A 14767-nucleotide genomic window follows, 5' to 3' on the forward strand; every position below is an offset into this window, starting at 1 on the left:
GTTCTCAATTTGATAAAAGCCGTGATTTCTCTGCTTGGCTAGGACTCGTACCAAAACAATATTCGACGGGAGGAAAGCCACGCTTAGGTCGGATAACCAAACACGGCGATAAATACTTACGAACACTATTAGTTCACGGAGCAAGGACCGTGATTGCCAACCTTGGCGACAAGCAAGATAAGCTAAGTCAGTGGTGTCGAGGCGTTCTAGAACGGAGAGGAATGAACCGAGCAATAGTGGCACTTGCTGCGAAAAACGCACGAATTATATGGTCGCTTTTACACAATCAAACAGAATATAAAAACTATGCTGCTTAAGTAAAAAGCTAAGCAACATAAAGAGTTAAACCCACCGGGTCATTGCAGACGCTAATGATGGAGATAGGTTAAGACCACTTGCGGAGAGCCTGTTAATGCGGCGGACACACTAGATGTCATCTAACGAATAAGGCACCGCAGTCGCGCAAAGTCATCAGGGCCACGACGTATGCGAATCGTCGATAAGTAGGCCGAATGTAGAGTGGCAGTCCAAAACCCGTCAACATAAGTTTAGCGGATGTTTGACAACCGGGGGAATCCATGTAGCCGCATTAAGGTGTGAGCAGCGCTTGGCTATACTTGAGCGAAGCGAAACTGCCAAGCGTTGCGAATCACTCTTAAATGCTTTGTTAACTGTGCGGTCAATGTGGCTTAAAGCAGAGTTGAGAGTTAAACGACTCAACAGGGTTGTGGTCACTGGTAGTTAGCTCAACACTACACTGTGACTTACTCAAAGCTTGTAGCACACCATCAAACTTCAAAATATACGATTCATCTTCTTTTGGAACAAAATCAGAAATGACCCCACACATAAGACTTCCGGAAGTAGCTGTTACCAAAAAGTGTGATTTATTCCCGGCAACAATTGGTAATGTTTTTGACTGTTCATTACCAAACATTGAAAATCCGCCGATTTCAATTGTATGCATCAGAGTTCTGTCACCTTCAATTTCCCACATGTCACATTTGCCTGCATTCTCTACATGCCAAAACCTAATCTGTATTCCAGCTAGCGACGCTCCATCCCCTTCCGCTTGAAGACTAAGTTGGGTCAAATTACCAGTATTTGTTGGTGATACATATTTATTTGCACAACCAGTTAAAAAGGCACCCAGAATAGGCACTAATAACACACTCTTTTTCATCCTTGATCTCTTTAAACAAAACTAACACTTCACACTTTTGCATATGAAAATGGGATGATAAAGCTCATAGTATTTGTTCGTGACTCAAAGCACAGTTAACAGCTATATTAGACAGAATAATTCTGCATTTTGTCCCCGAAACAATTCTGTCTAGTTTCCAAGACACACTACACTTAGTCTAATAACTCATTTAATAACATTATCTTACCTACTTATCTTCGTATCAAACATGACGAAAAGCAGAAATTTTCCATATAGTTTCTGCAAAATGCAGAAAACTCCCCAATATGTGAGTAAACCGCAGCTCGATAATGAATAGTCATATCTTTGAATATCGTGTTTTCAAACAAAAACGCCGACGTAATTGTCGGCGCTTAACTCTTGGTATTAATAGGTTAGAGGTAGTAACTACTTCGCCATGGTACTCAAAAACTCGGCTTCGAACTCTTCATCGGCTTCTCGGGTTAGACATTCCACCAGCCAATCGATGCTTTGATGGTCAAGCTTACTGTTCACCACGAAAGCTTGCTTTACGCCAGACTGACCCAGCTTGGCAGAGCCGTAGTTCTTGAATGATTTATTGCCGTGGTAATGGAGTGATTTGATCGCTTCTGCGTTAGGTTCTGGCAAGGCATCGAGGGTATTAGCAAGCTGAATCACCAACTCCATTGGGTTCTTAGAGGAAGATATTCGATACAGAAAACCGCCCTCTACTCTTTGGCGAACCCAATAATCAAAGCCGCTGCAATCCATCACCTTGTCACTGACCAGTGCGGCTTCGCTGTGATAGCCACACGGTTCAACCATCACTGGGGTATGTTTGAATTCTGGCTGACCTGATGCGGCATCGGTATGAGGCAAGATTAGTTCGCATGGTTTGCTGTCTTTGGCGGTGGGTGCGTTCCAGTGGATAGGCATGAAGACTTGTTCACGGCGCATCTCTTTGGTCACCACTAAGCGCGCTTGGCACTCCCCTTGTGCGCTGCGCACTTTCACCACAGGGTTAATAGTCGCGTGGTTGAAAGCATCTAGCCCAAACTCATCCAAGTTCAGTTCTGAAACGGTATCTGGGTGCATCGCAACAAAAGGCTCAGGGGTATGCTCACCTAAACCTGCCGCCAAGCCTGTGCGGCTCATGGTGTGCCATTGGTCTCGGATTCGGCCTGTGTTCATGATAAGTGGGAATTCAAGGCTGGTATCGGCAATCGGTTTGTCGTGCTCAACTGCAATAAACTGCGCTTTGCCTGATTCGGTAAAGAACTCACCATTGGTGAACATGCGCTGTTCGATGATCTCAGGTTGATACTCAAGTACTGGCCATTGCTGTGGAGTGAGTTCGCCATAGCCTTTTTCATCCAGTTGCGTGAGTCCAATTAAGCACAAGTCACGCGCTTTACCTGTTTCATTGCCGAGCGCTGTCATCTCGCAATACTCTTTAAAGATCTCACCTTCATGGCGGAACTCGAATTGCTCTTTGAATCCCATTTTTTGTGCGACTTCTTTTAGAATCCACCAATCGGGTTTGGCTTCCCCTGGGCTTGGTAACACGCGGCGCTGGCGTGAAATTCGGCGTTCAGAGTTAGTCACGGTGCCCGACTTTTCGCTCCACCCTTGCGCGGGTAGCACTACATCGGCCAAGCGAGTGGTTTCAGTATCGGCAATACAATCAGACACCACCACAAACGGGCACTTCTCTAATGCGGCTTTGATTTTTTCGCTATCAGGCAGGCTTACGACTGGGTTGGTTGCCATGATCCACACGGCTTTGATTTTGCCTTCATTCATGGCATCAAACAGATCAATCGCTTTTAAACCCGCATGTGTGGCTAAGCTGTCGGTTTGCCAGAACTCGCTCACCGTTTGGTGTGATTGCGGGTCACCAAATTCAAAGTGCGCCGCTAAGGTATTGGCTAAACCGCCCACCTCACGTCCGCCCATCGCGTTCGGCTGGCCCGTTACAGAGAATGGCCCCATACCCGGCTTGCCAATTTTCCCGGTGGCTAAATGGCAGTTAATAATGGCGTTTACCTTATCGCACCCTTGTGTCGATTGGTTCACGCCTTGGGAGTAAATAGTCAGCACCTTCTCGTTCGATGCAAACAAACTGTAGAACTGTTTTAGCTGCTGCTCTGTTAACCCTGTAAGTTCAGGAACACTTTTGTCGCCCCAGCCTGATTCGATATAACCTGACTCTGTATAACGGTAGTGAGTCGCAGATCGAATCGATTCAGTAAAGCCTTGGGTGTGGTTTTCTATGTAGTCTGCATCTAGCTTGTCGTTATCATCGAGGTAACCCAATAAACCATTGAACAATGCGACGTCTGAGCCTGATTCCAATGCCAAGTGAATGTCTGCGATTTCACAGGTATCGGTATAACGCGGGTCGATGACGATAACTTTCAATGCAGGGTTGGCTTGTTTCGCGGCTCTTAATCTTTGGAAAAGTACCGGGTGACACCATGCTAGGTTGGAGCCTGTAATCACGACGAGTTCGGCTTGCTCGAGATCTTCGTAGCACACCGGTACTGTGTCTGCGCCAAATGCTCGCTTATGCCCGACCACGGTTGAAGCCATACACAACCTAGAGTTACTGTCGATGTTGCCACTACCAATGAAGCCTTTCATCAGTTTATTGGCAACATAGTAGTCTTCGGTAAGCAGCTGACCAGATACATAGAACGCAACCGAATCGGCCCCATATTCTTCGATGGTTTGATTGAATTTGTCTGCGACCAACTGAGTGGCACTGTTCCAATCTAGCTCTTGTTTTTGCTCATTCTGAATATGAGCAGGCTGTGTAAGACGACCTAAAGGCGTGACGGTGTCGCCGAGCGCAATCCCTTTAGTGCATAGCTTTCCATAGTTTGATGGATGATCTTTATCACCACGCACTTCTAGTTTTCCTAACGATGTCGGTCTCGCTTCTATTCCACACCCTACACCACAATAAGCACAGGTCGATTTTATCCAGCCGCTGTTTGAATCGGTCATCCGTTTCTCACTCAATTATCCATAATTGTAATAACTAAAAATAAGCAAATAACACGCCACTTAATATCAGCTGATGAATAGCAAATAATTTCATCTAAAAACAACAACTTAATAAAAACACAAATATCAACAACGAACCAAACAGAACTTAGCCAAGATAAAAACTTAATTTTTGCACCATTTTGCAGAAAGTTGCACCACAAACGCTCATTTATATAAATCTAACAAAAATTTTACATACCACTTTAGGGGTAATTGCGTGCTACCTCTATTTTTTAAACCACTGAAAATTATAAGTTAATTTTTATTTAAATGAACGAACCGTAATCTGGCATCCTCCTTGCTCCACTAAAAACCAAGACTTAGAAAAAACATTTTTGTTTTTCTTGATGATTATGAATTGAGTGGAATCTCAACCCGGTATTCATCTGCTAACTACTAGAAATTAGATGCTAGTGATGGTGACGCCGAGAATAAGGAATGGATTATGAGCAAGAAGAAAATCGTCGTTGTTGGTAACGGCATGGTTGGACACAAATTTATCGACAACATCCTGCAATCAGAGAGTGATGAGTTTGATGTGATTACTTTTAGTGAAGAGCCAAGGCTGGCCTACGACCGTGTTCAGCTAACGGCTTACTTTAATGGTAAAAGCGCTGATGACCTGTCATTGACCAGTGAAGAATATTACCAAAGCAACGGCGTGAACTACTTGTTGAATCAGAAGGTTGCCAAGCTAGACACCGCCAATCAACAAGTCATCACTGAAAGTGGTCACGTTGAAAGTTACGACAAGCTAATCTTGGCGACGGGCTCTTTCCCTTTTGTTCCCCCTATTCCCGGTAACGACCAAGAACACTGTCACGTTTATCGCACCATCGAAGACTTAGACGCCATCGAGCTTTCAAGCAAAGGCAGCAAATCTGGCGTGGTGATTGGTGGTGGTCTGCTTGGCTTAGAGGCCGCAAACGCAGTCAAAAACCTTGGCTTAGAAACCCATGTGGTTGAATTTGCTCCACGCCTGATGGCCGTTCAGTTAGATGACGGTGGCGGCGCCCTACTGCGCAGAAAGATTGAAGACCTTGGTGTGCAAGTTCATACCGAGAAAGCGACCTCTGAAATAGTCGACGGAGAAAACGCTCGCTACCGCATGAACTTCGCAGACGGCACCCACTTAGAAACCGATATGATCGTATTCTCTGCCGGTATTCGCCCTCAAGATGAGCTAGCAAGAAGCTCTGATGTCGAGATTGGCGAGCGTGGCGGTATTGTGATCAACAATCACTGTCAAACCAATATCGACAACGTTTACGCCATTGGAGAATGTGCGCTTTGGGATAACAAGATCTTCGGCTTAGTGGCTCCCGGTTATTCAATGGCGAAAATCGCGGCTTCGCATATTGTCTCTGACGGTACTGACGACGCTGCATTTACGGGCGCAGACATGAGCACCAAACTCAAACTGCTTGGCGTCGATGTGGCCAGTATTGGCGAAGTACACGGCAAGACGGAAGGCGCTCAATCGTATACCTACAACGATGAAATTGAACAAGTTTATAAGCGCCTGATCATCTCGGCAGACGGCACAAAGATTGTCGGTGCCGTATTGGTCGGTGATGCAGAAGCCTACGGTACGCTACTGCAAATCAAGCAAAACGATATGCCCCTTCCTGAAAACCCATCGGTATTGATTTTACCTAACGTGGCCGATGATTCTGGCTCGGCAATGGGTGTTGAAGCTCTGCCAGACAGCGCAGTGATCTGTTCATGTTTTGATGTAACCAAAGGCGACATTAAAGAGGCGGTTTCTGCTGGCTGCACCACGATGGCTGCACTGAAAGAAACCACTAATGCTTCAACAGGTTGTGGCGGTTGTTCTGCCCTTGCGAAACAGGTTCTCGATAGCGAGCTAAGTAACCTAGGTGTAGAAGTCTCTAACGATATCTGTGAGCACTTTGCTTATTCTCGCCAAGAGCTTACCGACATCATCCGTGTCAACAAAATCAAGACCTTCGACGAGCTGTTAGATTCTCACGGCAACGGATTAGGCTGTACTGTGTGTAAACCGGCTGTCGGTTCGATTCTGGCTTCGTACTGGAACGATTACATCCTTGAAGATCAACATATCGAGCTGCAAGACACCAACGACATCTACCTTGGCAACATGCAAAAAGACGGCACTTACTCGGTGGTTCCGCGTATCGCTGGCGGTGAAATTACTCCAGATAAATTGATCGTGCTTGGTGAAGTCGCTAAAGAGTTCGACCTCTACACCAAAATCACGGGCGGTCAGCGTGTCGACTTGTTTGGCGCACAGCTTAACGAACTGCCTATCATCTGGAAAAAGCTGATTGATGCAGGTTTTGAAACTGGCCACGCCTACGGTAAATCGGTTCGTACCGTGAAATCTTGTGTAGGTAGCACTTGGTGTCGATACGGTGTCGACGACAGTGTTGGCTTAGCGATTCGACTTGAGAACCGCTACAAAGGCCTGCGTTCACCACACAAGATCAAGTTTGCGGTTTCAGGCTGTACTCGTGAATGTGCAGAAGCCCAATCAAAAGATTTTGGCATTATCGCCACCGACAAAGGTTGGAACCTCTACATCTGTGGTAACGGCGGTATGCGCCCTCGCCATGGTGACCTTTTCGCTACCGACCTTGATGAAACCACACTCCTTAAATACATCGACCGCGTTTTGATGTTCTACACACGTACCGCAGACCGCTTACAGCGTACATCGGTATGGATGGAGAACCTTGAAGGCGGCATCGAATACCTCAAGCAAGTCGTGATTGAAGACAAGCTCAACGTTGCTGAAGAACTTGAGGCCGATATCGCCCTCAACATCGAAAAATACCAGTGTGAGTGGAAAACCACCATCGAAAACCCTGAAAAGATGAAACGCTTCCAGCACTACATCAACAGCGAAGAAATGGACACTAGCCTGTCATTCATCAAAGAACGAGAGCAGCGTTTTCCTAAGCCGAGCTTGAGCTCTTCTTCCGATTCAAAACGCGATGAAAAGCTCGCTAAAGCAGACCAAATCGAAGTGACTGAGGTTTCATAAATTTCATCAGGTTCATCAATAAAAAAATAAAAACTCAATTTTAGACTAGGAGAAAGTCATGGAAAATTGGACAACCGTATGCAGCACCAGCGATCTAACCCCAAACGGGGGAATTTGCGCCAAAGTAGACGATAACCAAGTGGCTATTTTTTACTGCAAGCGCAGCGACACGCTTTATGGGCTCTCTAATTACGACCCTATCGGCAAGGCGAATGTGATGTCACGTGGTATAATTGGTTCATTAAGCGGAGAACCTTACGTGGCCTCACCCTTATACAAGCAGCATTACCACTTAGAAACTGGCGAATGTCTTGAACAGCCTGAGCTCAAGCTCGTGAAATTTGAAGTTCGCAAACAAGGAGAACAAGTTCAAGTTCTCGCACCACTTGCTATCGCCAGTTAACTAAACCGCCGACACCATCATGCAAACGCTTATTAGCGTGCGCAATTTCGGCACAGGGTTTATGCACATTAAAAGCGTTCTAAGTTCGGAAGTAACGCAGGTGCACAAACCGGGTAATTTTCCAGATTTAAAGGATTTAAACCATGGATAACACTAAATTTTCGCTGCTTTCATTTACGGGTAAGATGAAAACCTTACACCTAAGTTGGATGGCCTTTTTTATCACCTTTGTTGTGTGGTTCAACTTTGCCCCACTACTGCAAATGGTGAAAACCTCACTTGGTCTTTCTACTGAAGAGATCAAAACACTGCTTATTCTCAACGTTGCATTGACCATTCCGGCGCGTGTCGCCATTGGTATGTTAACCGACCGATACGGCCCAAGATTGGTCTACTCTTCGCTACTCGCGGTCTGTTCAATCCCTTGTTTTATGTTTGCTATGGCAGACTCTTTTATTCAAGCGGCGATTGCTCGTTTCCTATTAGGCTTCATCGGTGCAGGCTTCGTTGTCGGTATTCGTCTAGTGTCTGAGTGGTTCCCACACAATGAACTGGGTACGGCAGAAGGTATTTACGGCGGCTGGGGTAACTTCGGTTCAGCAGCGGCAGCATTCACGCTTCCAACTCTGGCTTTAGCGTTTGGTGGTGAAGACGGCTGGCGTTATGCGGTCGGTATTACCGGCGTAATGAGCTTAGCGTTCTCGTTTATCTTCTACAAAAACGTGTCAGATACACCAAAAGGTTCGACTTACTTCAAGCCTGCTCAAGTAACAGCAATGGAAGTGACATCAAAGGGTGACTTTTTCTTCCTACTTATTATGAAGATCCCTATGTATGCCGCTTTAGCGCTACTGACTTGGAAGCTATCACCAAGCAACATCAACATGCTGTCTGACATGGCGGTTTACTCTGTGTATGCAGGTTTGGCTGCGCTTTACGTGTACGAAGTGTCGCAAGTTTGGAAAGTAAACAAGAACGTATTTAAAGAAGAAGTACCAGAGATTCACCAATACAAGTTCAAGCAAGTTGCGGTACTTAACGTATTGTACTTCGCGACATTTGGTTCTGAACTGGCTGTGGTTTCTATGCTGCCACTGTTCTTCTCTGAAACCTTTGAATTAACACCGGTTCTTGCAGGTATGGTTGCATCGGCTTATGCCTTTATGAACCTAATGTCTCGCCCAGGTGGTGGTTGGATTTCAGATAAATTCGGTCGTAAACCAACACTGCTTATTCTAACGATTGGCCTTGCGGTGGGTTACTTCGCAATGGGTCAAGTCGACAGCACATGGCCTGTATGGCTAGCAGTTGTCGCGGCGATGGCGTGTTCTTTCTTCGTGCAAGCGGGTGAAGGTGCGGTATTCGCAACGGTTCCTCTAATCAAGCGTCGTATGACAGGTCAAATTGCTGGTATGACGGGTGCTTACGGCAACGTGGGTGCGGTAGTTTACCTAACTGTGTTGTCATTCGTGAGCTACCAAACATTCTTCTTAGTGATTGCTGCAACAGCGGTACTTGGCTTTGTGACTCTGCTGTTCATGGAAGAGCCTAACGGTCAAATCGCCGAAGTAAACGACGACGGCAGTGTCACGCTGATTAATGTTTCAAGCTAGGGTCTGTACTAATAAGCATTGATATTATTGAATCGGGAGAGGCACCTTAGCGGATACATCAATGCTAGGTGCTTCGTTCAAAGGCTCTAAGTTCACTAGGGCTTTTGTTCTTCCTAGGATGTTCTGTCAAGGAAGCAGGAAGAAGAGCAGTTAAGAAGAAGACAAGTTATGACAATTTCATTCAGCCAAGGGCAAGTCATCACGCCAGAATCCAACAACCAGTTAACGCTTAAGTTTGGTGGTTATTCGAATCAAGGCGTACGTGATGAAAACCAAGATGCCATCATTGTAAAACACCCTAAAACTCGCGCAGAGCAAGAGTTGAAAGGCAGTGTTGCCTGTATTGCAGACGGGGCAAGTTGCAGTGAATACGGCCAGAAAGCCAGTCACACCAGCGTGATGCAGTTTATCGACGACTATTACGCAACTCCCCAAAGCTGGAGCATTCAACGTTCGGCGCAAAAGGTCTTAACGTCCCTCAATTCTTGGCTCTTCAACACGTCTGTTTCTAATATTCATCCCGCACAACAAGTGAACCACAATGCCCTCGTTTCGACGTTCAGCAGCGTGATATTAAAATCAAACACCGCACATATATTCCACGTTGGCGACAGCCGCATTTACTTACTCAGAGATGGAGAATTACGCCAACTGACCCGCGACCACACGCGTAAAAATATGGGACAGAAGCATTATCTTACACGCGCCTTAGGCATGGACAACCAACTCAACGTTGACTATCAAACCCTGCCTATCAAGAAAAACGACTGCTTTATCCTGACATCTGATGGCGTGCACGAGTTTGTCTCTCCCAACACCTTCAAAGAACACATCGATAAACCCGGAGCGGATTTCGAATACGCAGCGCAAACCATCTGTAACACCGCTTTAAGCCACAATAGCTCAGACAACGTGAGCTGCTTGATTGTGCAAGTCAGCCATCTGCCTAAACCTTCGCTGATTGAATTCCATGAGAAGCTGGCTAAACGGGCAATCCCACCCGCTTTAAAGCTCGGGCAAAGTATCGACAACTTCATGGTACTTGAGGTGTTGTATGCAGGTTCAAGAAGCCATGTGTATCGTGTGATGCAGAAAGAGACACAAACCGAGTTCGTGCTGAAAGTCCCTTCCGTTCAATATCACGATAGCCCTTCGCAACTCAGAGCTTTCTTTAATGAACAATGGGCGGGGATCTTGTTAAAAAACAAGAGAGTAATGAAGGTTTACCCGACGCCAGAGAACTCGCAATTCTTATACCAAATCTGCGAATGGGTAGAAGGTATCACCCTAAGACAATGGATGTACGACAACCCAAAACCGTCACTCAATGAAGTGCGCGACATATTAGAAAAGATCACTCAAGGCATTCGAGTATTACAACGTGCAGACATGGTGCACCGAGACTTAAAGCCCGAGAACATCATGATTCAACGTGATGGTGAGGTAAAAATCATCGACCTTGGTGCGGTATTAGTGAGAGGCCTTGAAGAGGGAGAGCTCACTGACAAGGACGACACACCATTAGGCGCGGTCAATTACATTGCACCCGAGACCATCAAGCACAACAGCGCGACCACCAGCTCTGATCTGTTCTCTATCGCTGTAATCGGCTATGAGATGCTAACCGGTGAATTACCCTACTCTGAAATGACCGCACAATCGCTTAAGCAATCTCGTCACCATCAATGGGAATACCAACCCATCACACAGAAACGAGCTGACTTACCAAGCTGGGTGGATTTGGTATTACAAAAAGCCTGCGCGGAATCACCAAGCGAACGTCATCAAGTGTTGGGGGATTTTGTCGCTGACCTTTACACACCAAACCAAAGCTTGGTGAAAAGCAAAGCCAAGCAACCTTTGATAAACCGAAACCCGATCCAGTTTTGGAAAGTGTTGGCTTTGTTGCTCGGCATTGTTGCGGTCGTAGAACTGGGGTTATTGTTAAACCCAAGCTAGATACGTTTACGAATTAGCCTAATATAACCGCGTTTAGCCTCGTTTCACTAAGCTTCTTGGCACGAGTTCAATGCCAGCTTGGTAACGCTTAGCCGATGCATTCAGCGCCAAAGCAAAAGCGCTGTCGGCAATTACTTCAAACTGCTGAGGCAGTGAATGGACTTTAAAAGGCAAGAAGTCGAGCAGTCGGTTATCACCAAAGGTTGCCAGTTTTACTTGATTAATCAGCTCTGGCTTTTCAACCATCACATCCAACACACCCTCTAACAAAGTGTAAGACATAGTCACAATCGCATCAGGCACCGTGCCTTTAGCTATCCAGTCTTCAAAAACCTCGCGCCCTGATTCTCTATCAAAGTGTTCTCCATAACCCACTACCATCGGCTTGTTTTCTGCTAGCCTTGTTTGTTGAGTATGTGCTTTATTCGCCGCTTCAAAACCCAGCTGACGTTCACGTGAAATGTTCAGGTCAGGTAACGCACCGATCAAGCCAACACTATGAATGCTGTCATCGAGAATCGAGTGGGTCAGTTCAAATGCAGCCTCGAAATCTTCACTGATCACGCAAGCAAAGTGCTCATCGTCTAACGGACGGTCAATCGCAATTACTGGGGTACCTGAGTTTTGCAGTTTCAAGTAGAACTCGTTGGCGTCTGGCATTGAGCTCGCCACCAGCAAAGCATCAATACGACGACTGACCAAAGCTTCAGCGACCTTTCGCTCGGTTTCAGCGTCATCATCTGAACAGCCAATCAAAATCTGATAGCCCACTTTACGTGAGTTCTGCTCTATCAATTTTGCTAAACGCGCGTAACTGCTGTTTTCCAGATCGGGAATAATCAAACCAAATGAACGGCTATTACCAGCGCGCAGCGACGAAGCAGCATGGTCTGGTCGGTAGTTATACTCTTCCACCACTGCCATGACTTTCTGCTGTGTCTTTTCACTGATTCTGTATTTCTGCGCCTTGCCATTAATCACATAGCTGGCTGTGGTTTTCGACACACCGGCTAGTTTGGCAATCTCATCTAGTGTCATATGGGTGACCTGTATTTTGTGCGTAGGATCATATAACCAATCTTCTGATCCTTGGATTAGTTGAATTATATGCTGAATCGATTCAGTATAAAAGCTGAAAGGATTCAGCAAAATCTGAAAAGTGACTTCAATCATCTTTTTGAATGGATTGAGCGTCATTTGTCGTGATTCAGCTTCTTGTTGTTAACGAAACTGAAATTACGACACGCAGCAAAACTATTTTGAAAACCAAAATCGGCTTTGCTGAATTTTTTTACACTGAATGATGAACCGATTCAGCCAAAGTAAAACAAAGAGTTAAGCAACGAGTTAAGCTCCATAAACCTTGCTCTAGACTGAATCGTAGCGATACACAAATTCTCAAGCGATACGCTAAAGAGGCACCATGCTTAAATTATCAAAATCTGACATCACTCTAGGCCAAACTGCCGAAGACAAATTCAAAGCTATCCAAAACATTGCTGGCGACCTAACCGCGAAAGGCTTAGTTGACTCTGGTTACGTTGAAGGAATGTTGAACCGTGAAAACCAGAACTCTACGTTCCTAGGTAACGGCATCGCGATTCCTCACGGCACAACGGACACGCGTGGCCTAGTAAAAGAGACAGGCGTTGCGGTACACCACTTCCCTGAAGGTATTGATTGGGCAGACGGCAACCGTGTTTACGTAGCAATTGGTATTGCAGCGAAATCTGACGAGCATTTAGGCATTCTTAAGCAGCTAACGAAAGTGCTAGCGGCTGACGGCGTTGAAGAGAAATTAAAGCAAGCGAAATCAGAAGACGAAATCATCGCCCTACTTAACGGCGAAGTTCAGCTAGAAGCAGACCTAGACGCTTCTTTAGTTCAGCTACTATTCCCTGCGAGCGACATGGTTCAAATGTCTGCAGTTGCGGGCGGCCTACTTAAAAACACAGGTTGCACAGACAACGCATTCGTTGCTGACCTGGTAACGAAAACACCAACTCACCTAGGCCAAGGCCTGTGGTTGTTGGGCAGCGACAAAGGTGTAACTCGCACTGGCGTATCTTTCGTTTCAACAGCCAACCATTGTGAATACGAAGGTACACCAGTTAAAGCATTGGTCGCATTTGCTGCTTGTAACAGCGCGCACCAATCTATTCTGGCAAACCTAAGCAAGATGGTTTTCGAAGGTAAACAGCAACAACTGCTAGCCGCTGACGCAGCGCAAGTGATTGGCCTTCTGAAAGGTGAAGCGGTTTCTACAGCCTCTCAAGACGATGACAACTGCGCAGTATTCAAAATCAAAAACGCACACGGCCTACACGCTCGTCCGGGTGCAATGCTAGTTGCTGAAGCGAAGAAGTTTGAATCAACGATCCGCGTTTCAAACCTAGATGGCGACGGAAAAGAAGTGAACGCGAAGAGCTTGATGAAAGTCATCGCGCTTGGCGTTAAACACGGCCACCAGCTTCAGTTTGTTGCTGAAGGTGAAGATGCAGCACAAGCACTTGAATCGATTGGTAAAGCTATCGCTTCAGGCCTTGGCGAAGGTTAAGGAATCGATATGTCTGATAAACAAATCAAAGCCGTTACCGTTACGCTAAACCCTGCTCTCGACCTAACAGGCGCTATCGACGCACTTAATGTGGGCTCAGTGAGCCTAGTAAACAAAGGCTCTCTGCATGCAGCGGGCAAAGGCGTAAACGTAGCGAAAGTACTTTCAGAGCTTGGCGCGAAAGTGACCGTAACAGGTTTCCTTGGTCGCAATAACGAAGAAGCGTTCTGCCAACTGTTTGAGCAGATGGGCGCAACTGACCGCTTCATCCGTGTCGACGGCGCGACTCGTATCAACGTGAAATTGGTAGAAAATTCAGGCCAAGTAAGCGACATCAACTTCCCAGGTGTTCCTGTTGATGCTGACGCGATTAAAGCGTTCGAAGAAACCCTATTAGAACTTGCTGAAACGCACGATTACTTCGTAATTGCAGGCAGCTTGCCACAAGGTATCTCCCCTGAACTTTGCGCTTCTTGGGTTCAACGCTTACATGATTTAGGTAAGAAGGTGCTATTTGATAGCAGCCGTGACGCACTTAAAGCCGGTATCAATGCGCAACCTTGGCTGATTAAGCCAAACGACGAAGAGCTGTCTCAGCTGTTCAATGCAGAACTAACCACACGCGACCAATGCCAACACGCAGGCCAAGCCCTAAGTGAAAAAGGTATTGAAAACATCGTGGTGTCACTTGGCGCAGAAGGCGTGATGTGGCTAAACCAAGGTGAATGGTTACATGCTCAACCACCGCGCATGCAAGTAGTAAGCACGGTAGGCGCAGGCGACACCTTAGTTGCTGGCCTATGTTGGGGTCACATGCAACAGATGCCAAAACCAGAACTTATTAAATTCGCAACCGCCCTATCTGCTCTAGCAGTTTCACAGGTAGGCGTGGGCATCACCAGCCAACAAGAGCTGGATTCAGTACTACAAAATATCCAATTACAGTCGCTTAGTGCTCCAACTAGCCAGTTAGACACAAGCAAATAAGACA

10 protein-coding genes are annotated in these 14767 nt (G+C 46.2%); 7 read left to right on the forward strand and 3 right to left on the reverse strand.

Features of this window, described 5'->3' with window-relative positions:
- Positions 1-317 (forward strand): transposase (locus tag AB6D93_RS17775; RefSeq protein ID WP_372159182.1); only part of this gene is annotated, 317 nt, incomplete at its 5' end.
- A 362-nt stretch (positions 318-679) separates the two neighbouring features.
- Here AB6D93_RS17775 and AB6D93_RS17780 read toward each other — a convergent pair.
- Entirely contained in the window at positions 680-1183 is a 504-nt protein-coding gene (locus AB6D93_RS17780) for a hypothetical protein (RefSeq protein ID WP_017064753.1), read from the reverse strand.
- 408 nt (positions 1184-1591) lie between these two features.
- Positions 1592-4189: a molybdopterin oxidoreductase family protein gene (locus AB6D93_RS17785; protein ID WP_102332900.1), complete on the reverse strand. Its 2598-nt coding sequence runs from the start codon at positions 4187-4189 to the stop codon at positions 1592-1594.
- Positions 4190-4661: 472 nt separating this feature from the next.
- On the opposite strand from AB6D93_RS17785, the gene nirB reads away from it, so the two are divergent.
- The 4 genes from nirB to AB6D93_RS17805 all read left to right on the forward strand — a co-directional run bounded on the left by nirB (position 4662) and on the right by AB6D93_RS17805 (position 11219).
- Entirely contained in the window at positions 4662-7244 is a 2583-nt protein-coding gene (gene nirB, locus AB6D93_RS17790) for a nitrite reductase large subunit NirB (RefSeq protein ID WP_102332902.1), read from the forward strand.
- Between the two features lie 58 nt (positions 7245-7302).
- Complete coding sequence (nirD, locus tag AB6D93_RS17795) at positions 7303-7647, forward strand: nitrite reductase small subunit NirD (protein ID WP_012600889.1); 345 nt, start codon at positions 7303-7305, stop codon at positions 7645-7647.
- A gap of 143 nt (positions 7648-7790) precedes the next feature.
- Entirely contained in the window at positions 7791-9260 is a 1470-nt protein-coding gene (locus AB6D93_RS17800) for a NarK family nitrate/nitrite MFS transporter (RefSeq protein ID WP_017102036.1), read from the forward strand.
- A 168-nt stretch (positions 9261-9428) separates the two neighbouring features.
- Positions 9429-11219 (forward strand): bifunctional protein-serine/threonine kinase/phosphatase, encoded by a 1791-nt coding sequence (locus AB6D93_RS17805; RefSeq protein WP_102332903.1) that lies wholly within the window; start codon positions 9429-9431, stop codon positions 11217-11219.
- A gap of 33 nt (positions 11220-11252) precedes the next feature.
- Here the strand turns inward: AB6D93_RS17805 and cra are convergent, their stop codons facing one another.
- Positions 11253-12257, reverse strand: coding sequence for a catabolite repressor/activator (gene cra, locus AB6D93_RS17810; protein ID WP_017067037.1), 1005 nt, complete (start codon positions 12255-12257; stop codon positions 11253-11255).
- 385 nt (positions 12258-12642) lie between these two features.
- Here cra and fruB point away from each other — a divergent pair, with 385 nt between their 5' ends.
- Together fruB and pfkB are read left to right on the forward strand one after the other, a co-directional pair.
- Positions 12643-13776 (forward strand): fused PTS fructose transporter subunit IIA/HPr protein, encoded by a 1134-nt coding sequence (fruB, locus tag AB6D93_RS17815; protein WP_017067036.1) that lies wholly within the window; start codon positions 12643-12645, stop codon positions 13774-13776.
- Between the two features lie 9 nt (positions 13777-13785).
- Positions 13786-14763, forward strand: coding sequence for a 1-phosphofructokinase (pfkB, locus tag AB6D93_RS17820; protein WP_017090852.1), 978 nt, complete (start codon positions 13786-13788; stop codon positions 14761-14763).
- The last annotated feature ends 4 nt before the right edge of the window (positions 14764-14767 follow it).

This window comes from Vibrio sp. 10N.247.310.23, assembly GCF_041467155.1.
GTDB classification, from domain to species: Bacteria; Pseudomonadota; Gammaproteobacteria; order Enterobacterales; family Vibrionaceae; genus Vibrio; species Vibrio crassostreae_C.